This window comes from Dyella sp. (assembly GCF_051954575.1).
GTDB lineage: Bacteria > Pseudomonadota > Gammaproteobacteria > Xanthomonadales > Rhodanobacteraceae > Dyella_B.
In genome coordinates this window covers 60,633-83,574 of sequence record NZ_JBQCHP010000107.1, presented here as the reverse complement: position 1 = coordinate 83,574, position 22,942 = coordinate 60,633, and the positions used below count along the sequence as shown (strand labels likewise).

Annotated in this window: 11 protein-coding genes; 9 read left to right on the top strand and 2 right to left on the bottom strand. The window is 63.7% G+C overall.

Going from position 1 to position 22,942, the window contains the following annotated elements; genetic code table 11:
* The first annotated feature begins 113 nt into the window (after positions 1–113).
* Genes ubiH through ACTHNE_RS14615 form a run of 3 tightly spaced genes read left to right on the top strand, consistent with a single transcriptional unit; the run spans position 114 to position 3,376 of the window.
* Complete coding sequence (gene ubiH, locus ACTHNE_RS14625; protein WP_440269639.1) at positions 114–1,346, top strand: 2-octaprenyl-6-methoxyphenyl hydroxylase; 1,233 nt, start codon at positions 114–116, stop codon at positions 1,344–1,346.
* Positions 1,343–2,545 carry a UbiH/UbiF/VisC/COQ6 family ubiquinone biosynthesis hydroxylase gene (locus ACTHNE_RS14620; RefSeq protein WP_440269638.1) on the top strand — a complete coding sequence of 401 codons (1,203 nt, stop codon included), beginning with the start codon at positions 1,343–1,345 and terminating at the stop codon, positions 2,543–2,545. Before ubiH ends, ACTHNE_RS14620 begins: the two co-directional genes overlap by 4 nt.
* Before the next feature lie 36 nt (positions 2,546–2,581).
* Positions 2,582–3,376: a dienelactone hydrolase family protein gene (locus ACTHNE_RS14615; protein WP_440269637.1), complete on the top strand. Its 795-nt coding sequence runs from the start codon at positions 2,582–2,584 to the stop codon at positions 3,374–3,376.
* 320 nt (positions 3,377–3,696) lie between these two features.
* Here the strand turns inward: ACTHNE_RS14615 and ACTHNE_RS14610 are convergent, their stop codons facing one another.
* The gene (locus ACTHNE_RS14610; RefSeq protein WP_440269636.1) at positions 3,697–4,701 is read right to left on the bottom strand and encodes a polyprenyl synthetase family protein; all 1,005 of its coding nucleotides are present in this window, start codon (positions 4,699–4,701) and stop codon (positions 3,697–3,699) included.
* A 133-nt stretch (positions 4,702–4,834) separates the two neighbouring features.
* Here ACTHNE_RS14610 and ACTHNE_RS14605 point away from each other — a divergent pair, with 133 nt between their 5' ends.
* The 6 genes from ACTHNE_RS14605 (at position 4,835) to ssb (ending at position 12,121) form a co-directional block, all read left to right on the top strand.
* On the top strand, positions 4,835–5,611 hold the full coding sequence (locus ACTHNE_RS14605) for a DeoR/GlpR family DNA-binding transcription regulator (protein WP_324944100.1): 777 nt from the start codon (positions 4,835–4,837) through the stop codon (positions 5,609–5,611).
* Between the two features lie 159 nt (positions 5,612–5,770).
* Positions 5,771–7,279: a glycerol-3-phosphate dehydrogenase gene (glpD, locus tag ACTHNE_RS14600; protein WP_324944097.1), complete on the top strand. Its 1,509-nt coding sequence runs from the start codon at positions 5,771–5,773 to the stop codon at positions 7,277–7,279.
* Between the two features lie 221 nt (positions 7,280–7,500).
* A complete protein-coding gene (locus tag ACTHNE_RS14595; protein ID WP_324946893.1) occupies positions 7,501–8,346 on the top strand; it encodes an MIP/aquaporin family protein in 846 nt (281 codons plus the stop codon).
* A gap of 11 nt (positions 8,347–8,357) precedes the next feature.
* Positions 8,358–9,854 (top strand): glycerol kinase GlpK, encoded by a 1,497-nt coding sequence (glpK, locus tag ACTHNE_RS14590; protein ID WP_440269635.1) that lies wholly within the window; start codon positions 8,358–8,360, stop codon positions 9,852–9,854.
* A 294-nt stretch (positions 9,855–10,148) separates the two neighbouring features.
* The gene (locus ACTHNE_RS14585; RefSeq protein ID WP_324946889.1) at positions 10,149–11,435 is read left to right on the top strand and encodes a carbohydrate porin; all 1,287 of its coding nucleotides are present in this window, start codon (positions 10,149–10,151) and stop codon (positions 11,433–11,435) included.
* A gap of 158 nt (positions 11,436–11,593) precedes the next feature.
* Positions 11,594–12,121: a single-stranded DNA-binding protein gene (gene ssb, locus ACTHNE_RS14580; RefSeq protein ID WP_324946887.1), complete on the top strand. Its 528-nt coding sequence runs from the start codon at positions 11,594–11,596 to the stop codon at positions 12,119–12,121.
* Positions 12,122–12,341: 220 nt separating this feature from the next.
* Here the strand turns inward: ssb and ACTHNE_RS14575 are convergent, their stop codons facing one another.
* Positions 12,342–22,904 (bottom strand): autotransporter-associated beta strand repeat-containing protein, encoded by a 10,563-nt coding sequence (locus ACTHNE_RS14575; protein ID WP_440269634.1) that lies wholly within the window; start codon positions 22,902–22,904, stop codon positions 12,342–12,344.
* Positions 22,905–22,942 lie beyond the last annotated feature (38 nt).

Genomic DNA, 22,942 nt, shown 5'->3' with positions numbered 1-22,942 from the left:
CGCCCGAGTGGCTGCCATGCGGCAGCGCGCGGCTTGGCCAGACGGCCAGTCTGGCGCTGCGCCACGCGTTACTACCTGGCGACCACTCAAACGCGACGCGAGGCACTTGGAATATGAAGGCAGGCTCTTCCCCCCCCTTTGCAGCCGAAGGCAACGTGCTGGTGGTCGGCGGCGGCCTGGTCGGCGCCAGCCTGGCGATCGCGCTGGATGCGGCCGGATGCCGCGTCACCCTGGTGGAAGCCGCCGCACCGCGCGCGAACGCCCAACCCAGCTATGACGAACGCAACCTGGCGCTGGCGCGCGCCACCGTCAACGGACTGGACGCCATCGGTGTATGGCCGCTCGCCGTCGCGCAGGCCACGCCGATCCGACACATCCATGTCAGTCGCGCGGGTGAATTCGGCAGCGCGCGCCTGGATGCCGCCCGGCATGGCGTGGATGCGTTGGGCTGGACCTTGCCCGCGCGCGAACTGGGCGCGGCTTTGCTGCGCCGGCTGGATGGCTGTCGCCGGCTGAGGCGTCTTGCACCGGCCAGCCTCACCGGTCTGGAGAAGTTCGACGGCGGCTGGCGTGCGCAGATCCAAACGCCGGAAGGAACGGAACATATCGATGCCGCCTTGCTGGTCGGCGCGGACGGTACGGATTCTTTCGTGCGTGCGCAGCTGGGCATCGAGGCTGACGTGCACGATTACCGCCAGACGCTGTTCGTATCCACGGTGACGCCCGAGCGCGATCACGCCAATCGCGCATGGGAGCGTTTTTCCGACGAAGGTCCCATCGCCATGCTGCCGCTGGGCGAACGCCGCTGCGGCCTCGTGCTGACGGTGGATGCGGATACAGCGGTCGAGGTGGCGAGCTTGAACGATGCGGATTTCATCGCGCTCGCGCAACGGCGCTTCGGCTGGCGGCTGGGTCGACTGAGCCGTCCCGGCAAGCGTCACCCCTATGTGATCAAGCGTGTCGCTGCGCGCAACCTGGTCGCGTCGCGCGCGGTGCTGGTAGGCAATGCTGCGCAGACCGTGCATCCGATCGGCGCGCAAGGCTTCAACCTCGGCTTGCGCGATGCCTTGACGCTCGCCGAGCTGATCGCCGGCCGCGACGATCCGGGCGCGCAGGATCTGCTCGAGCATTACGCCGCACGCCGTGCGCCGGATCGCGAAGGCACCATGGCGATGAGCCACGATCTGGTGCGTTTCGCCTGCATGCCGCAACCCTTGCTGGCGCCGCTGCGCTCGCTCGCCTTGCTGGCCTACGACCGCGTGCCGCCGCTGCAGCAGTTGCTGGCGCGACGCGGCATGGGTTTCCGTGGCGAACCGCCGCGTGCGGTTTTGGAGCGCACGCCATGAGAACCGTTCCCGCAACGCAACGCCGCGCGCCGGCGCTGGATATCGCCGTGGTCGGCGGCGGCATGGTGGGCGCCGCCGCGGCGCTCGCACTGAGCCGCGCGGGCTTCAGCACCGCCCTGCTGGAAGCGCGTCCACCGTCGCCGTGGCAGCCGCAGGACGACGTGGACCTGCGCGTGGTCGGCCTCGCGCCGTCGTCGATCAAATTGCTGGATGAACTGGACGTCTGGACGTCCATTCGCAATGCGCGTGCCTGTCCGTATGCGCACATGCAGGTGTGGGATGCCGAGAACGGCGCGGCGATCCATTTCGACGCCGCCGACGAAGGCCGCGATCAGCTCGGCTACATCGTCGAGAACAACCTGGTGCAGTGGACGCTGTGGCAGGCGCTGGACGCGGCTGGCGTGCAACGACTGTGTCCGGCCGCGGTGCAGGATTTCGAAACGCGATCCGATCGCGTGGTGCTGGCCTTGGCCGATGGCGAAAGCGTGGCGGTGCGCCTGCTGGTCGCGGCCGATGGCGGTGGTTCGCCCTTGCGCGAGCGCGCCGGCATCGGCACGCGCGGCCGCGATTACACGCAGCGCGCGGTGGTGGCGCACGTCAGCACCGAACGCCCGCATGCGCAGACCTGCTGGCAGCGTTTTCTGCCCACCGGTCCGCTCGCGTTGCTGCCATTGCAGGATGGTCGCAGTTCCATCGTGTGGTCGTTGCCAGAAGACGAAGCGCGGCGCGTGCTGGCGCTGGACGACGAGGCGGTCCTCGACGAACTCGGTGTCGCCAGCGATTTCCGGCTTGGGCGCATCACCGCCACTACACCGCGTACCGCGTTTCCCTTGAAGCTGCAGCTTGCCGAACGCTACCTGGCAGAGCGCTTCGTGCTGCTCGGCGATGCAGCGCACGTGGTGCATCCGCTGGCCGGGCAGGGCGTGAATCTCGGTCTGCGTGATGTTGCCGAACTGCGCGACAGCTTGGCGGCTGCCCGCGACACGGGCCGCGATTTCGCTTCGTCGCAGGTATTGCGTCGCTATGCGCGCCGCCGCCGCAGCGCTGATACGCTCGATGCCTACGGCTTCGATGCGCTTGCGCGTATTTATGCGTTGCAGGGCGCGCCGTGGGTGGCGATGCGAGGTCTTGGCGTGCGCATGGTCGATCGCCTGCTGCCATTGAAACGACGCTTGGCTGCGCACGCGGCGGGGTTGTGATTGTACGAACGCTTCTTCCCACAAAGGAAATCACGTATGCGTTTCATTCGAGCGGTCTGTCTCGCATTACTCGCCGGCCTGAGCTTCGCCGCGCACGCCAAGATGGTGCATCGCCCGGTGGAGTGGACCCTGGACGGTACGCATTTCAAGAGCGTGTTGATCTATGACGACGCCACCCACGCCAAGCGCCCTGGCCTGGTGATGGTGCCGAATTGGTTCGGCGTAAATGACATCGCCATCAAGAAAGCCGAAATGATCGCCGGCAAGGATTACGTGATCTTGCTCACCGATATGTATGGCGAGAATGTGCGGCCGCAGGTCGGTAACGCCGATCAGGCGAAGGCTGCCGTGGCGCCGCTGTATGGCGACCGCGCGTTGATGCGCAAGCGCATCAACGAGGCGCTTGCGCAGCTGAAGGCGCATGCGGCGAACGCGCCGATCAACGCGAGTAAACTTGCCGCGATCGGCTTCTGCTTCGGCGGCTCGGCCGTGCTCGATCTGGCGCGCAGCGGTGCGGACGTGGCGGCGGTGGTGTCGTTCCATGGCAACCTGGCCACCGACAATCCCGAGCTGGCGAAGAACATCAAGGCACGCGTGCTGGCAATGAACGGCGCCGACGACAAGGGCACCATGCCCGACGCCGACAAATTCATGGATGAAATGCGCGCCAGCCCGGCGGACTGGGAATTCCTGGTGCTCGGCAACGCGGTGCATTGCTTCACGGAAACGGAAGAGAACTCCGCAGGCTGCAAATACGATGCGCGCGCGGCGGCACGCAGCTATCGATTGATGCATGACTGGTTGCGGGCGGCGTTCAGCGGCACGCCCTAGCGCTTGCCGTTCGGTAGGTTGGGGTGCAAACCCCAACATCGAATCGCGTGTGGGCGGCGGTGTTGGGGTTTGCACCCTGAGGTATCCCCACGTTTTTGCTCGTCATTCCGGCGAAGGCCGGAATCCAGTGTGGATGCGTGCGAAGCACTCAACATGGGTTTTGTGTGCTGCGCACAGCGTATTTAACTGGATTCCGGCTTCCGCCGGAATGACGTCATGATCTTTTGATTTTGATCGACCAGCACACAGCCGCCTGATTTCCCCGGGATTCCAAAGCAAAAGCGTGGGGATATATCAGGGTTTGCACCCCAACCTGCTAGCTAGAACGTGCGCTGCACCGAGTAATCGGCGAGCGACGCCAAGGCATCCCGATACGAAGACGGCGGCAGCGAGGCCAACGCTTCATGCGCGGCGCGTGCGTGCCGCATGGCGCATTCGCGGGTGCGCTCGATGGCGCCCGATTCGCGGATCGCGGCAATGATGTGGTCGAGTGAATCCAGGCCGCCGTGCTCGATCGCATGGCGCATTTCGCGTACCTGCTGCACGCTGACGCGCTGCATGGCGTAGATCAGCGGAAGGGTCGGTTTACCTTCGGCCAGGTCATCGCCGATGTTCTTGCCCAGGGTGCGGGCATCGCTGACATAGTCGAGCAGGTCGTCGGCGATCTGGAACGCATAGCCGAGCTGCATGCCGTAACGGCGCAGCGCCGCGACCTGCGTTTCCGACAGGCCGCCCAGCAGGCCACCAAGTTGCGTGGCGGCGGCGAACAGCACCGCGGTCTTGCGCTCGATCACGGCCAGATACGCCGCTTCGTCCACATCCGCATTGCCGATGTTGAGCAGCTGCAGCACCTCGCCCTCGGCGATGGTGTTGGTGGTGTCGGCGAGGATGCGCATGATGCGCATGTCGTCCAGTTCCACCATCAGCTGGAACGAGCGCGAATAGAGGAAATCCCCCACCAGCACGCTGGCCGCGTTGCCCCACAGGGCGTTGGCGGTCTTGCGGCCACGGCGCAGGTCCGACTCGTCCACCACGTCGTCGTGCAGCAAGGTGGAGGTGTGGATGAACTCGATCACCGCCGCCAGCTTGATGTGCTTGTCGCCGCTGTAGCCGGCCGCGCGCGCGGCCAGGGCATGCAGCATCGGGCGCAGGCGCTTGCCGCCGCCGGCGATGATGTGGTCGGCGATCTGGTTGATCAGCACCACGTCGGAGGCCAGCCGCTGCCGGACCAGGGCATCGATGCGCTGCATGTCGCCCTCGGCAAGGGCGCGCACCCCGGCAAAATCGCGTGCGGGGTCGATGGTCTGCAGGACGGAGGTGTTCATGCGGCTGGGGCTGGACATAGAACCTCGATTATAGAGGCGGCGACCGCACTACGTGTGATTCTTCCGAAGCCTGGCCGTCAGACGGGCGGATCGGGCACGCTACCATGGCGAAGGCTGTCCGGATGGAGCAACGATGAGCGACCTGGTACTCAACCGCAGGCAGGAGCAACTGGTGGCGCGCGTGCGCGAGCAGGGCTTCGCCACCGTGGAGGATCTGGCCGGGCATTTCGACGTCACCCAGCAGACCATCCGCCGCGATCTGGCCGCACTGTGCGACGCAGGGCTTTTGCGCCGCTATCACGGCGGCGTCAGCCTGCCTTCCAGCGTGGAGAACCTCGCCTACGCCAAGCGCCAGAATCTGTGGCAGGAAGAGAAGCTGCGCATTGCGAGCCTGCTGGCCCAACACATCCCCGACGACGCCTCGCTGTTCATCAACCTGGGCACCACCAACGAGGACGTGGCGCGCGCGCTGATGAACCACAAAGGCCTGCGCGTGATCACCAACAACCTCAACGTGGCGATCATGCTCAGCGAAAACCCCAGCTTCGAGGTAATCGTGGCCGGCGGCGTGGTGCGCGGACGCGATCATGGCGTGACCGGCCAGCCGGCGATCGAGCTGATCCGTCAGTTCAAGGTGGACTTCGGCGTGATCGGCATTTCCGGCATCGACCTGGACGGCACCTTGCTCGATTTCGATCTCAACGAGGTGCGGGTGGCGCAGGCCATCATCGAGCACTCGCGGCAGGTGTTCCTGGCGGCCGACCACAGCAAGGTGGGACGCAACGCCCTGGTTCGCCTTGGCCCGGTTTCCGCGGTGCACGCCTGGTTTACCGACCGCGCGCCGCCGCCGGAGCTGGCGGCCGTGCTGGCCGAAGCGGGCACGCAGGTGCATGTCGCCGATGCGGCCTAAGGCTCGCTGCGCTGCAGCGTGCAATCATCGAAAATGTTCGAATACGCTCACGTACTGAGCAAATATGTACTTTTCTCCGAGACAAATGTTCGTTGATGCGCTTTTGATATTTGGCTGATTGAAAACGAACATCTGCAAGGCAGGTTCACAGGACAGGCGATGACGGAGCAGTTCGATCTACTGGTGGTCGGCGGCGGCATCAACGGCGCCGGCATAGCGCGGGACGCGGCCGGCCGGGGCCTGTCGGTGTGCCTGTGCGAGCGCGACGACCTGGCCGCGCACACCTCCAGCGCCAGCACCAAGCTCATCCATGGCGGCCTGCGTTACCTGGAGCAATACGAATTTGCCCTGGTCGGGAAGGCGCTGGCCGAACGCGAAGTACTGCTGCGCGCCGCGCCGCACATCATCTGGCCGCTGCGCTTCGTGCTGCCGCACCAGTCGCACCTGCGGCCGGCTTGGATGATCCGGCTGGGCTTGCTGCTGTACGACAACCTGGGCCGCGGCCGGCGCACGCTGCCCAAATCGCGGCGCGTATCGCTCAAGCGCCACAAGTCGGGGCTGCCGTTGCGCGACGAATTCCATATCGGCTTCGTCTATTCCGACGCCTGGGTGCAGGATGCGCGGCTGGTGGTGCTCAACGCGATGGATGCGATGGAGCGCGGCGCCACCATCTACACGCGCACGCGCTGCGTCAGCGCCAGCCGCGATGCGCAAGGCTGGACCGCGCAACTGGAATCGGCGCACGGCGAACGCTCGACCATCCGCGCCAAGGCGCTGGTCAATGCGACCGGGCCGTGGGCCGTGGATTTTCTCGATAACGTCGCCAAGGTCGGCCATGATCACGCGCTGCGCCTGGTCAAGGGCAGTCATATCGTGGTGCCGCGTTTGTTCGAACATCCTTATGCGTACATCTTCCAGCAGCCCGATCGCCGCATCGTGTTTGCCATTCCCTACGAACACGACTTCACCCTGATCGGTACCACCGACCTGGACTATCGCGACGATCCTTCCGCGCCGCATATCAGCGAAGAGGAAACACGCTACCTGTGTGATGCGGTAAATCGCTATTTCAAGCGCAGCATCACGCCGGTTGATGTGGTGTGGAGCTACAGCGGCGTGCGTCCGTTATTGGATGACGAGGCAGGCAACGCGTCGGAAGTGACGCGCGATTACCTGCTGGAACTGGATCAGCAAGGCGCGCCGCTGCTCAACGTATTCGGCGGCAAGCTCACCACCTATCGCAAGCTGGCGGAAGAGGCGATGGATCGTCTCGCGCATGTCTTTCCGCAGGCGTCGGAAGCATGGACGGCCGAAGGCCATCCGCTGCCCGGCGGCGAGCGGCAGGACGTGAACACGCTGCAGCGCGAACTGCAGTCGGCGCATCCGTGGTTGCCCGAAACGATGGCCTGGCGCCTGGTGCACAGCTACGGAAGCCGCACCATGCGCATACTCGGGCAGGCCCGTTCGCTGCAGGATCTTGGCGAACATTTCGGCGCGGATCTCTATCAGGCCGAAGTGGATTACCTGCGCGCGCTGGAATGGGCGGTGGACGCCACCGACGTGCTCTGGCGCCGCAGCAAGCTGGGTTTGCGCCTGACGCCCGAACAGGCGCAACGCTTGACGGCGTATCTTGCCGACGCGCCGCCGCGCCGGGCGTCATTCGCTTGAGTCAACGTCGAAGGTAACCATACCCCCATCCATGAAATCCCTCTTCTCCACCGTCATTCCCGCGAAAGCGGGAATCCATTTCCGCTCTTCCGCTTCGGAGCAAGATGGATTCCCGCTTTCGCGGAATGACGGCCAGTTGAGTGGGATCGCCAAGGGAGCAATGCCATGTCGAACTGCACTATCCACTTATCCACCGCCACGCGAAAGCCCGAGGTAAACGCATGACCCGGCAAAGCATCGGCGAGCTGATTTCCGAAGCGCTCGCCACCTTTATCATCATCGGCCTCGGCGATTCGGTCGCCTGCATGTACGTGCTCTACGATCCCAGCCCTTATGCCAACGCGTACTGGGGCGTGTGCATCGCGTGGGGCCTGGCGGTCACCATCGCCATCTACGTCACCGGTTCGGTTTCCGGCACGCATGCGAACCCGGCGGTAACGCTCGCGCTCGCGCTGTTCCGCGGTTTTCCGTGGAAGAAAGTGGTTCCCTACAGCATCGCGCAGGTGATCGGCGCCTTCCTGGGCGCGGCCATCGTGTACGTGCTGTTCCAACCGGTGATCGATCACTACAACACCACGCACCAACTCACGCGCGAAGCGGGCGGCGCGGCGGGCGTGTTCTTTACGCATCCGGGTCTTGCGATCACGCCGATGCACGCGCTACTCGACCAGATCATCCTCACCGCCTTCCTGCTGTTCGGCATCTTCGCCATCACCGAGCAATACAACGAGCTGGCGCCGGGCGCGAATTCCGGTGCGCTGATCATCGGCTTGCTGGTGGCCACCATCGGCGCCTCGATGGGTTACCTGGAAGCGTGGGCGATCAACCCGGCGCGCGATTTCGGCCCGCGCCTGTTCGCCTATTTCGCCGGCTGGGGTTCGTCCGCGCTGCCGTCACCGGACAACTATTGGTGGATTCCCATCGTCGGCCCGCTGATCGGCGGCGTAGTCGGTGGCGCCGCGTATCAGTGCTTGGTGTATCCGTTCCTGCCGGCGCGCCTGCGCGCCCTGCAGCCGCCGCAGGCAGCCAGCGGCCGCGACGCCGTGGTGGCCGACTCAACCCGTTGAAGGAGCCTTGCATGGACAAGTCATACATCCTGGCCATCGACCAGGGCACGACCAGCTCCCGTGCGATCCTGTTCGATCGCGCCGGCAGCATCGTCGGCATCGCACAGCGCGAATTCGGGCAGATCTTTCCGCAACCTGGCTGGGTGGAACACAATCCGCGCGAGATCATGACCAGCGTGCTCACCACCATCACCGAGGTGATGAACAACGCACAGGTGGATGCGCGCGCGATCGCCGGCATCGGCATCACCAACCAGCGCGAAACCGCGGTGGTGTGGGATAAAGCCACCGGCCAGCCGATCTACAACGCCATCGTGTGGCAATCGCGGCAGACGCGCGAGATCTGCGATCAACTGATCGCCGCCGGTCACAACGACATGGTGCGCGCCAAGACCGGTTTGCTGATCGATGCGTATTTTTCCGGCACCAAGGTGAAGTGGATCCTCGACCGCATCGAAGGCGCACGCGAACGCGCCAAACGCGGCGAACTGCTGTTCGGCACCATCGACAGCTGGCTGATCTGGAACCTCACCGGCGGCAAGGTGCACGTCACCGATTACACCAATGCGTCGCGCACCTTGATGTACAACATCCATGAGCGTCGCTGGGACGACGATCTGTTGAAGATGCTGGACGTGCCACGCGAAATGCTGCCCGAGGTGCGCTCATGCAGCGAAATCTACGGCAACACGTTGGGTCAGCATTTCTTCGGCCAAGAAGTACCGATTGCCGGTGTTGCCGGCGACCAGCAGGCGGCCTTATTTGGTCAAGCCTGTTTCGAACCGGGCATGGCCAAGAACACCTACGGCACCGGCTGCTTCATGTTGATGAACACCGGCGACCAAGCCGTCGCATCCAATAACGGCCTGCTCACCACCATCGCCTGGGGCGTGGATGGCAAGGTGGAGTACGCGCTGGAAGGCGCGATCTTCGTGGCCGGTTCCGTCATCCAATGGTTGCGTGATGGCTTGCGCATGCTCGGTCGCGCGAGCGATTCGGAAGAATACGCCGAACGCGCCAAGACCAACGAAGGCGTCTACATGGTGCCGGCCTTTGTGGGCTTGGGCGCGCCGTACTGGCGCAGCGACGTACGCGGTGCCGTGTTCGGCCTTTCGCGCGGTACCACCAAGGAACACTTCGTGCGCGCCGCAGTGGAATCGATGGCTTATCAAACACGCGACGTGCTCGCCGCGATGGAAAGCGACGCCGGCCTGAAACTGAAAGAGCTGCGTGCCGATGGTGGTGCGATTGCGAACGGATTTCTCGGCCAGTTCCAGAGCGACATTCTCAACGTGCCCGTGCTGCGTCCGAAGGTGGCCGAAACCACCGCGCTGGGCGCAGCGTATCTGGCTGGCCTCGCCACCGGTTTCTGGTCCAGTCGCGAAGACATCGCGCGGCATTGGGCAGTCGATCGCAAGTTCGAACCGACGATGCCCGAAGCGCAGCGCGAAGAACTTTACGCAGGCTGGAAACAAGCCGTGGAGGCCACAATGGCTTTCAAGATCTGACCTTTTTACTCCCTCTCCCCATTCAACAAATTGGTAAACGGGGGAGAGGGCCGGGGTGAGGGGCCAACCTCGCCTGAAGTTACAAAGCAAAAAAACTTCCCCGCGTCACTGAGCTTCCCCACAAGCCTTGACCCATCACCCTAACCCTCTCCCCGGAGGGGAGAGGGAATAAAAAAAGCCAGCACGCCGGAAGTCGATCCACCGCTGCGACACCCCAGCGAGCACAGCCGTGCCCGCTCGATCCCCTCATGCCCGTCGCCAGCAAAAACGATGTTGTTCCGAAGGAGAATCCGCATGCGCAAAAAAATCATTGCCCTGATCGCGATGGCCGGATGCATCGCCAGCACCAGCACCAGCGCCATCGCCGACGACCCCGATTACGCCCACACCACGCTCACCGGCGATTGGAACGGCGCGCGCCAACGCCTCTACGACCATGGCGTCGACATCGGCCTGGATTACCTCGGCGAATTCGCGCACAACACCAGCGGCGGCATTCGCAACACAGATGCCTACGCCGATCAGATCCACCTGCACGCCGCCTTCGATTTCGAAAAACTATGGGGCTGGACCGGCGGCTCGCTGCATATGGACATCAACAACCGCAACGGCAGCCAGATCGATGCGAAAGCGCATCTGGGCACCTTGCTGGAATCGCAGGAAATCTACGGCGGCGGCAATGTCACGCGCCTTACTCGCTTCTATCTCGAACAGGCGCTATGGAACGGCCTGGTCGACCTGAAGTTCGGCCGCATGGATATCGGCGTGGATTTCTTCCCGTTCGCCTGCGACTACCAGAACCTCAACTTCTGCGGCGCGCTGCCCGGCTGGATTTCCAAGGGCGTGAATGCCTGGCCGCTGGCGCAGACCGGTGGCGTGATCGCGATCAATCCGTCGTCGGCGTGGTCGATCAAGTTCGGCGGTTTTGAAGTCAATCCGAACAACGCATCCACCTCGCAGGGTTTGAAGCTGTCAGTGCCAGGGCCGAACACCGGCACGCTGATGCTGGCCGAACTGGACTGGCGCACGAACCTGGGCGATGCGCAGGGTGCACTGCCCGGCGTGTGGCGCATCGGCGGCTGGCGCAATACCGCCCGCTATAGCAACGTGTTCTATAGCGTGGATGGCGCGCAGCAACTGCTGGGCAGCGATGCGCCCATCCTGCAGAGCAGCGTGTCCGGCAGCTATTTCATGGGCCAGCAGCAGATCACACGTGGCCTGAGTGTGTTCGGCAACATCGTGCAGGCCGATCCGCATACCGACCTGATCGACCAGATGATCTCCATCGGCCTGCTCTACGACGGACCGCTGGCCTCGCGCCCGGACGATCGCCTGGGGCTGGCCATCGGCCGTGACAGGGTCAGCGGACGCGTCGCCAGCGCGCAGCGGTTGCTCAACGCCGCCGGAGCCGGTCCCGTCCCGGTGCAGGGCTACGAATACATCGCCGAACTCAACTACCAGTTCCAGCTCTGGCACGGCCTGGCGCTGATGCCCAACGTGCAGTACATCCGCCATCCCGGCGGCAGCAATGCCAACCGTGACGCCACCGTGTTCGGGCTGCGGACGGTGGTCAAATTCTAAGCAGCGGGCATCGGCCGGGGCCGGGCATGTATCATGGCGGGCCATGGGCTTACGCTCGGCGGCTCCGGCAGGCGCTGGAGGCGGCCCGGGCAGCGTCCTAAGCTCATCGGGCGCACGACGCAAAGCCCTTATCCCGATTCAGTTTCTCGAGGTTATTCATGGCACGCGGTATCAATAAAGTCATCCTGGTCGGCAACCTCGGCGCAGACCCCGAAGTGCGCTACACCGCCGGCGGCACGGCCATCGCCAGCCTCAGCATTGCCACATCCGAACAATGGACCGACAAGCAGAGCGGCCAGAAGCAGGAACGCACCGAGTGGCACCGCGTGAAGCTGTTCGGCCGCCTCGCCGAAATCGCCGGCGAATACCTCAAGAAGGGTCGTCAGGTGTACGTCGAAGGCTCGCTGCGCACCGACAAGTACACCGACAAGCAAGGTGTCGAGCGCTACTCCACCGACATCATCGCCAGCGAACTGCAGATGCTCGGCGGCATGGGCGGTGAAGGTGGCGGCGGCGGTGGTGGTGGCGGTTACCGCGAACGCTCGCAAGGCGGTGGCGGTGGCGGTGGTGGCCAGCGCCAGCAGAACCGCGGCGACGACTACGGCAGCGCTCCGCAGCGCCAGTCGGCTCCACCGCCGGACATGGGTGGTGGCAATCAGTTCGATGATGACGATATTCCGTTCTGAGACCATATCTCCCAAAGTGGGGATGGAAGTAAAGAAAAGCCCTTTTTTGAGGGCTTTTTCTTTTTCAACATACAAGCTGTAGGTAGATCGCCGGGGCAGATAGATGAAAGCAGGGCCGCTTGTGCCTGAGATTCTTTTAGATCGCTAACCCTGCGGCAGTTAAATAACCAAAGAGACAAAAGCCTCTTTGGTTATTCCTGCTGCAAACGCTCACATCCGCTCAGAACGAATAAGTAAGGCTCAGATGCGCAGCCTGATCGTTCACTCGCGCAGCAAACTGCCCGTTGTAGGTTGCATCCAGCGAGAGCTTTGGCGTAGCGATGATACGCAAGCCCGCCGCGATGGCCATCGCATTGCGTGCGACAGGTACGCCTTGCACGGTGAATGCATCGCTGCCGCTGAGCAACTGCAGGGTGGCGGTAGAGCGCGTGTCGCCCCAGGCATGCTGCCAACCCAGGCTTGCGTGCGCTTGCACGGTATCCTGCGCGTTGAGCTGCAGTGCGCCGCGCAGACCCAGTGTGCCGTAGGTCTGCGTGTCGCCTTGCGCATGGCTGGTGAGCGCCGCCGGTGTGCCGGTTTCACCGAACGCGTCGGTGTGCAGGCGTTGCGCCGCCAGGCCGACGAACGGCGCCAGCGTGCCATGGCTAAGCGTGAACGCATAGCTGCCATCCACGTAGGCCTGCACGGTATTGGCGTGGTAATGGCTGCCGGCGGTGCCGGCTGCGGCGGGAAAGCTGATGTGGCGGTCGGTGTCCACGTTCTGCCAGCCGTAGAACGCGCCGCTCATCAGGCGGAAGCTGCCGGCTTGCACGCTGGCGTATAGACCGGCGTGGCGGGTATGCAAGTGTGCGGAAGAAGCTGCCCACGCGCCGATGCTATCGGAAAGATTACCCGTGCCGATCAAGCCGCCGATGCGTGCGACGTCACCCACCGGCGCGTCCATGCCCAGCAACATGCCGCTGCCGTTGGCGTCGAGCGTGGATGCATTGCCGTCGCCCTGATGGCTGCCACCGCGAGCCGTCGCCATGGCCCACACGGCGGCGCCGTTGTCCATCCGGCCGGCTTGGCTGTTGTCGAGTGGCCAGTCCAGCAGATGATTCGTCACGGCATCGCGCAGGCTGCGTTCGTCGTCCATGATGGCGGTGCGGACCGAGGCATGGATTTCACCGCTCATCTGATTGAAGGCCTTGCGCGCCGTATCGGCATTCGACAGCAGCAGCGCGTCGTAGATGACATTGCCGTCGCTCAGCTTGTTGAGGCTGGTTGCGACGGTGAATTCGTTGGGCGTTTTCGCTACGGCATTGAAATCGATGGTGTTCCGTTGCAGCGTCAGGTTCACTGCATTGCTGCCGTAACTCAATGTCGGCGTCAGGAACACGAAGTTGCTGCTGGCAGAGGCGAACTGCCCGCTCACGCCGCCTGCCGCGGTAAGAATGGTGTACTGGGTGCGCGGCAGCCAGGCGCCGTTGTCGGCCACCACCAGGGCGCTTCCGGCCAGGTTGGCGGTGCCGCTCACGCTGACCAGGCTGGCCTGCCCATCCGGCGTGGCTTCCACTTCCAGCACGCCATGGGCGGCTTGCACGTAGTTGCCTCGCACGGTGAGCGTGCCGATCGAGCCGCCCGCCCATACGATGCCGCTATTGCTCACGTCGCCGCCGATCGTGCCGTGGCCACGCAGCACGCCACTGCTGTCCACCGTGACGTTGCCGCCGAGATAGGCCGATGGCGTGGTCGCGTCGCCAATTTCCAGCGTGCCGTTCTGCACGGTGGTGGCGCCGCTGAAGCTGCTGCTGTTGCCGTCCAGTATCAGCAGACCTGCGCCGGTCTTGGTGATCGTGCCGTTCCCGTTGATAGCGCCGTTGAACGTGCCTTGGCTGGCCTGGTTGAACACCAGAGCTGCGTTATCGGTAACCGCTCCAGACAGACTGCTGCTGTCGGCGATCAGCGTGCCGGCGTTGATCGTGGTGACGCCGGCATAGCTGTTCATACCCGATAGCGTCAGCGTGCCTGCACCTTCCTTGGTCAGCGAGCCGCGACCGGAGATCGCGCCATTGAAGCTCACCGCATCGCTGCGATCGAAAATCAGCGCGCCATTGTTGACGATAGGGCCGCTCACCGAACCGGTGGTGCCGCCGTCGCCGATCTGCAGGCTTCCCGCACTGATCGTGGTGCCGCCGGCATAGCTGTTGTCGCCCGTCAGCACGAGGCTGCCTGCGCCGGACTTGGTCAATGCGCCACTCCCGCTCAAGGCCTGGCTGATCGCGAAGCGGTTGGCGGTATCGGTGATGTCCAGGGTGCCGCCGGCATGACCAAGCGTGATCGCACGCGACGTGCTGCCGAAGGCATGACCGGTGATAGCCAAGGCGCCGCCATCGATGCTCACCGCACCGCTTGCAGCGCCAAGATTCGCGTCGCTGGACACCGACAATACGCTGTTGTTGATCGATGTGCCGCCGCGATAGGTGTTGATGCCGGTGAGCGTCTCGCTGCCGTTCGACAGCACCAGGCCACCGTTGCCTGCGATGACGCCGGTATAGCTGCCGTTGACGTGGTTCAAACTCAGCGAATGGTTGCCGAGCAACAGCGTGCCATCGCCGCCCAGATTGTTCATCGATACATCTGCCGTGCTGGCCGATACATCGAGCGTACCGTGGTTGATGACGCTGCTGGATGCGAGGTCGCTCGTCAGTATCAGTGTGGCGTTGCTGGCGATCGTTGTGGCGCCGGTATAGGTATTGGCGCCGGCCAGCGTTTCGCTGCCACTCGCCAGTGTCAGGCCGCCGCTGCCATTGATGGCACCGCTGAAATGGCCATTGGCCTGGGTGAGCGTGAGCGTTTGGCTACCCAGGTTCACGTTGCCGCTGCCACTGAGCGTAGCGATCGACGCGCCACCGGTGCTACCACTTATATCGAAACCCGCGCCGCCAGCTACGCTGACACCACTGGAACTGGCAATGCTGCCGTTCCCTGACAAAGCCAGCGTGCCTGCCGTGATCGATGTACTGCCGGTATAGGTGTTGGCGTTGGAGAGCGTGATATGGCCCGCACCGATCTGGCTGAGCGAACCGCTGCCGGAAACCACGCCACCAAAGCTGACCGCATCGCTGCGGTCGAACACCAGCGCACCGTGGTCGACGACGTTGCCGACGATCGCGCCGGTAGTGCCGCCGTTGCCGATCTGCAAGGTGCCGCCGTTGATCGTGGTACCGCCGCTATAGGTGTTGTTGCCCGCAAGCACCAGTGTGCCCAGATCGCTCTTCACCAATCCGTCGCTCCCGGTAAGCACATTGTTGATCGTGGCCGTCATGTTCGCGCTGGCGCTGCTGCCGTCGCCCACGCGAATCACCGGTGCGCTGCCGTGGTTGCCGATCAGATTCAGTGTGTCGCCAGTAAGAACGTAACCGCCCACATCGAACTGCATGCCGGCCGCGGCGACGCTGCCTGCGCTGCCGTCCAGCATCACCGTGCCCGCGGTCCCACCAAATACGGCGAAGCCCGGTTGTGGCTGAATTGCTACGTTCGGTATGTCGCCATTCGCATCGGTCCACATCTGCGAGGTGACTGACCAGGTGCCGCTACCGCCACCCATCTGGCTGCTGGTAGCCTGGCCATTGGCATTCCACACGTCGAGCGTGAGGCCGCTAGTGTCGACCAGGTTGATCTGCTTGCTCGCCGTAAGGTTTTGCAATTGCAGCGTCTGGCCGGCCGGCATGCTGCCCAGCGTGATGCCGCCGTTGCTTTCGCTCAACGTGCCAATGTAAGTGAACACGTTATAGATGCCCGGCCCCATGCCGCCGGCATCGGTGACGTTGAGCGTCATGCCATCGAGCGTGAGATTGCCGCCCACCACGACGCTGGTGCCGTTGCCATAACTATGGAAGTTCGCGGTGGGCGCGCCGAACGATTCGTTCAATACGCTGTTCTGCGCAGCGGTGAAGTTGCCATTGACGCCCAGCACGCCGAACGCGGTGCCGGGCGTGACGATGCCGCCGGATTGCACATTGACGTCGCCGCCGATGGTGCCGAGGCCGCCCAGTGTGGCGCCGTTGTCGACAATCACGTTGCCGCCCAGCACCGCCGTGTTGCCCACGGTGCTGCCCACGATCAGGCTGCCGTTGGCGACGGTGGTGGTGCCGGTGAAGGCGTTGTTGTTGCCGTCCAACGTCAACGTACCGCTGCCTTGTTGCACCACGGCGCCGTTGCCGGAGATCGTGCCGCCATAACTCACCGCATCGCTGCGATTGAAGATCAGCGTGGCGTTGTCGACGATGTCGCTGATGACGGAGCCGGTCGTGCCGCCGTTGCCGATCTGCAAGCTGCCGTTGCTGATGGTGGTCACGCCGCTGTAGTTGTTGACGCCCGTCAGCGTCAAGGTGCCAGTGCCGACCTTGGTCAGGCCATCGTTCATGCTTTGCCCGGCGAACGCGGTGTCGTCGATGATGCCGCTGATGGTGTCGTTCCGGTTCAGTGCGCCAAGCGTCAGGGTGAGCGGGATGTTGTTGTTATTGGCGTCATCGTTGCTGCCCAGCAGAATGTTGCCGCCGCCGGATAGTGAACCGATGGAGATAGTCGCGTTGTCACCCGGAACGCCGGTGATGAATACAGCGCCGCCGGCGTTGTCCACCACCGTGGCGTTGGCCATATCGCTGTTGCCGAAAAACCCAAGCGCACCGCCCGTATAGGCAAATGGATCGCCAATCTGGCTTCCGCTCGGCGCGGTAACGCTGCCGAGATTGGTCAGCACGGCGTTGCCGGCGGTGGCATCGGCCACCATCACCATGCCGGCATTGTTGAGATGGGCATTGCCGAGGTCAGCGCCGCCGAGGGTGCCCGACGAGCCGGCAGCCATATTGATGACAGAGGATCCCAGCGACGTGCTGTTGCCGAAGCTGATCGACGCGGTACCGTCGACGTTGATCGTGCTTGAACCTGCACTGACGATCGTACTGCCGCGACCAATGAAGTCGAGTGCGCTGGACGCGCCGACCGTCACATCTCCGCTGCCCAGGGCACCGGTCGCCTTGACCTCGACCACGGTGGTGCCGCCCAACACGTTGTTGATGAGCGTACCGCCCTGATAGTTGCTGTTGGTGTTGGTCAGTATCAGGGTGCCGCCGCCGATACCCACAAGGGTGAGGCCGCCGGCGCCACCGCTGACCGCGCCATCCAGTTGCAACGTATTGCCCCCTCTGACGGTGAGCACACCACCATCATCGCCGAGCACCACCGGCGCCGAGGTCGTGAAGTTGGTGTTCGACAGACTCAACCCGCCGCCATTCAAATGGATGGCCGTTGTGCTGGCCAGTGCTTGCGCCGACGCATCGATCAATGTGGCACCGCTGCCGATCGTGGTGGTCCCGGTGTATGTATTGCTACCGGAAAGCGTCAGGCTGCCGCCGTTGAGCGTCAAGCTACCGCCGCCGTCGATGGCGCCATTGAAAGCACCGCCGTTGGCGTTCGTAAGGGTGAGCGTCTGTGCTCCAAGATTGACGTTGCCGTTACCCGTAAGCGTAGTGATCGAAACGCCGTTGCTGCCGCTGATATCCAGCGTGGCACCACGGTTGATCGCCACGCCGCTGGAGCTGGCGATGCTGCCGCTGCCCGACAGCGCCAGCGTGCCCGAGTCGATGCTCGTGAGTCCCTGGTAAGTATTGGTGCCGGTGAGTATCTCCGTACCGCCCGACAGCTTAAGCGCGCCGTAGCCGCCGATCACGCCGCTGAACGTATCGTTTGCGTTGCCAAGCGTCAGTGTTTGCGCAGAACCTCCAACGTTTACGCTACCGTTGCCTCGCAACGAAGCAATCGGTGCACCGCTGTTGGTACCCGCAATGCTGAAGCTGCCGCCCGCGAGCACGTCGACTGTGCTATTGGCGAGATTGCCGCTGTTCAACACATCGAGTTCGGCTCCGGCATCGATCGTGGTGATGCCGCTGTAGGTGTTGGCGCCACTGAATTGTGTTACGCCGTTGACGAGCGTCACTCCGCCGGAACCTTCGATCACCCCGTCGAATCGGCCCGGGCTGGTCAACACAAGCGTCTGGCCGCCAAGGTTCACATCGCCTGTGCCCTGCACCCACGGAATCGAAATGCCTTGCGTCGCGTTGCTGATATCGAAGCTGGCGCCGCTGTCCACTTCCACATAATTCGTGTTCGCGATGCTGCCATTGCCGGCAAGCGCCAGCGTGCCTTGCTGGATGATGGTGTTGCCGGAATAGGTGTTGGCCCCGCCCAGGATCAGCGTGCCGTAATCGGTCTTCACCAGGCCAGTGCTGCCCGTCAGCACATTGTTGATGGTCGCCATCGTGCCGGCGCTGGCGGTAGTGCCGTCGCCCACGTTGATGGTGACCGGGTCGCTGCCGCTCTGCGCGATCAGCGTCAGCGCGTCGCCATTCAACACGTAACCGCTGGTAAAAAACTGCATGCCGGTAGCACTCACCGTGCCGGCGCTGGCATCAATGGTTACCGTGCCCGGCGTGCCACCGAAGATGGCGAACCCTGGCTGTGGCTGCATGGCCGAGTTCGGCACGCTGCCATCGCTGTTGGTCCACATCGGTGAAGTGGCAGACCACGTGCCGCTGCCGCCGCCCATTTGCGCCGCCGAGGCCTGGCCATTCGCATTCCACATCGTGAGCGTGAGGCCGGTGGTATCGATCAGATTGATCTCTTTGCTGGCGGTGAGATTCTGCAGCGACATCGTTTGGCCCGCCGGTGTGCTGCCTAGCGAGATGCCGCCGTTGCTTTCGCTCAGGTTGCCGCCATAGGTGAGCACGTTATAGATGCCGCCACCCATGTTGCCGAAATTGTTGACGTTGAGCGTGACACCGTTGAGCACAAGATCGCCGCCGACATGCAAGCTGCTGCCGCTGCCGAAAGTGTGCAAGTTCGCGCCAGGGGTGCCGTAGGTCTCATTCAATACGCTGCCTTGCGCGGCGGTGAGATTGCCGTTCACCGTCAACGTACCGCTCGAGCTACCCGGCGTGACGATGGCGCCGCTTTGCAGGTTGACGTTGCCGCTGATCGTGCCAAAGCCGCCGAGCGTGGCGCCGCTGTTGACGACGACCTGACCGCCGAGCGTGGTGTTGCTGGCGGAGCTGCCTACGAACAGACTGCCGTTGGCGACCGTGGTCGTGCCGGTAAACGCGCTGGCGTCGCCGCTCAAGGTCACGCTGCCGGAACCTTGTTGAATCAAACTGCCGCTGCCGGAAATCACATTGCCGGCATTCAATGCATCACTGTGATTGAACACCAGCGTACCGTTATCGGTGATGCCATGGACAATTGAACCTCCGTCGCCGAGCTGCAGCGTGCTGCCACTACCGATCGTGGTGGCGCCGCCGTACGTGTTGGCGCCGGCAAGTACCAAGGTGCCGGCACCGGACAGCACAAGACCGCCACTGCCGGAGATCGCCCGGTTCAGCGTAAACGTGTTGGCCGCATCGGCGATGTCCAGGCCGCTGCCGAGCGCGTTAACGCTGATCGCGCGGATGGTGCTGTTGAACGTATGCCCGTCGATTTGCAGCGTGCCGCCGTTCAACGCCAAAGCGCCCGTGCTGGCGCCGAGATTGCTGTCGCCGGATACCGACAACGTGCCGCCACTGATTACCGTGCCGCCCGTATACGTGTTAGCGCCGGTGAGCGTCAGCGTCCCCACACCCTGCTGCACCAGTGCGCCGTTGCCGGAAATATTGCCGCCGAAACTGATCGCATCGAGGCGATTGAAAATAAGGCTACCGTTATCGACCACATCACCGGTGATCGAACCCGCGGTACCGCCGCTACCCAATTGCAGGCTGCCACCGTTGATCGCGGTACCGCCGGTATAGGTGTTGGCACCGGTGAAAACCTCTGCTCCGCCGGATACTGCGAAACCGCCGGTGCCGCTCATGATGCCTTTGTAGGTATCCATGGCATCGGTGAGTGTCAGAGTCTGATTGCCGAGCACCACTTTGCCCTTGCCGGCGAGCGTGGTGATCGACGCGCCGTTGTGGGTGCCCGATATATCCAGCGTGCTGGAGCTGCCGACCAGCACGGAGCTGGACGCGGCGATGCTGCCATTCCCCGATAGCGTGAGTGTGCCGCTGTTGAGCGTGGTCGCGCCGGTGTAGGTATTGATGCCCTGGAGATCGACGCTGCCGCTGCCTAGTGTCGTAAGGTCGCCATTGCCTGAAATGGCGCCGGCCATTGAAATGCTATCGCTGTTGACGAAGGTGATGCCGCCGTTGTTGGCGACGTTGCCAAGCATCGCGCTTCCGGTTTCGACTTGCAGCCCATTGTTCGAGGTAATGGTCCCCGATGTGCTCAGCGTGCCGAACAGGTCGGTAAAGCCAGTGGGGGAAAGGTTGATGTTGGCGCCGGTGACCGTGGCGGCCTGGTAGACATAGATATTGCCAGCGGTGGTGGCGAGCGATACGCCGCCTGCGCCGCCGTCGAGGGTGGAACCGCTCAGCACGAGCACACTTTCGCTGTTGACGAGCGTAAAACCGTTGGCGGAAAACGGGCCGATGCTCGCGATGGCGTTAGTGCTGGTGTCCAGATGGGTCGCATCGGTCGAACTGCCGGTCAGCAAGTTGGCCGAGAGCGCGGCACCGGGCATTTCGTCGATGCCACCGCTGCTGTTGAGCGTGGCAGTGCCATTGATGTTCCACGACTGATAAAGCGGAATGCCGGCGCTTGTCACGGTGATGTTGTTCAACGCCTGCGTGGCACCGATGGAACCTTGGAAGCTGGTCATCCCGCCTGTCGTGATCGTCAGGTCATGTGCACCATCGATCGTCGAATCGAAATTGATGCTGCCGGACTGGTTATCGCTGAGCGTTATATCGCTGGTGATGCTTACCGCATTGCCGAAACCCTGGCCACCGCCGCTTGTGGCTACGTCCGCGGCCAATACAGTGTTTCCACTGCCTTCCGAAACAAGGCTGGACAACCGGGTCTGGCCGCCCACGGCTTGATCGAACGTGGTTGTGCCGCCTGCATTGACGTCCAATCCGAATGCGCCGTCGACGGTCGATTTGAATTCAACATTGCCGGTCGAAGCGCGCGCCGTAACGGCGCCGCCCAGCGTGACGGGTCCGCCATACGACTGGTTGCCGACCGTGGAGACATTGCCATCGAGCGTGATCTTGCTCGCATCGTTCACGGTCAGGCTATTCAGCGCGCGGCTGGCGCCTACCGGGCTATTGAAAAAGATGGTACCCGTGGTATCGGCGATGAGATCGTAAGGCCCGTTGATCGTACTGAAACGGATGCTGCCGCCCTGCGTGTCGCTGGCCGTGATGGCCGCGCCGAGCGTGACAGGTGAGTTGTAGGTTTGGCCGCCACCGCTGGTGGTGACGTTATCGTCGAGCGTGGTCGATGCGCTGCTGTTCAGCCCGCCAACGTTGACTGTGCCCAGCGTGATCGCGCCGGCGCCTGCGATGTTGAGTGTGCCGCTGCCGTTGATGTTTCCCGAGACAGCGAAGGTCGGTGTATTGACGTTGATATTGGCGGTGCCGTTGACCAGCAGCGCATTGCTGCCGAGCGAGCCGCCGTTGAGATCCAGTCCGGCTGCATTCGCGTACAGGGTGGCGGTGCTGCCGCCGTCGATCTCCACCATGCCGTTCAACACCGAGCCGCTATTGAGCGTGAGCGTGCTGGTACCGCCGGTGAAATGCACGGCATCGCCACTGACGCCGGGTTGGCCGGCCTTGATGCCGTTCGCAGCGACGGCGGGTCCGGCCGCGCCGGCCTGGCCGCCGCTGATGCTGCCGCTGTTGGTTACCGTCAGGTTGCTGCCAAGAATGCCGTCGCCACCGTTGCCGCCGCTGCCGGAGGTTCCGCCGAGATAGGCAACGCCACCCGCACCACCGGCGCCACCGGTGATGCTGGCGGTGTTGTCGAGCATGAATCCATCACCGGCAACCCCCGCGCCACCGCCGCCTCCGCGCTCGGTTCCGTGGTAGTCCGTGCCGCTGGCGCCCCCCGCGCCACCGACGATGCTGCCGCTATTGCTGATGTGGCTGGCGCCATGGCTGTTGATGGCAGCGCCGCCTTGCCCACCTGGGCCTGCCTCGCCGTAAAAGGTGCCAGCGCGGAAGCCGCCACGCCCACCGGCGCCGCCGGCACCACCGGTAATGACGCCGGTGGAGAAGTTGTTGAGGATGAAGCCGGTACCACCGACCGCCGTACCTCCCGCGCCGCCTGTACCACCGTTGCCGCTGTAGGCGCCGTCACCGCCGGCAAGAGACGCTTCCCCGCCGATGCCCCCGTTACCGCCCGCGCCGCCGGCGATACTGCCGTAGTTGCCCAGCTGGAAAGCGCCCGTGCCGCGGATGCCGTACGCGCCCGCGCCACCGTTGCCTCCGTTACCGCCAAAGCTCGGCCTTCCGGTAGCCGCCATGCCATCGCCGCCATTGCCGCCGGCGCCGCCAGTGCCACCAGCAACCTGGCTACCGACATCGACGCAATAAAAAGTGGAACCAACCGTTGTGGCATCGCCACCATTGGTGCCAATCCCTCCGGCATGGCCGTTGGGGGCGGCGCTTGTACCGTCGGTACCCGCCGTTCCGGCCGTACCTGTCACCGATGGGATGACGGTAGGGGCGCAACTGGCGCTCGATATGGTTGGAATGAGCGACAACGTCAGGCCCAACGCCGCGGCGCAAGCCATCGGCAGTGCGTGGCTACGCAGCGGCTGCGTGTCCGCCGTGCCTTGCGCGCCGCCGCGCGCTGCGCATGCGAGTTCGGAAGCCACCTGCACGGTGCCCAGGGCACGGTTCCAGACCAAACGGTAGATACGGTTCACGGTGTTGCCCCTGTCATGGATGGTGACGCGGATCGGCG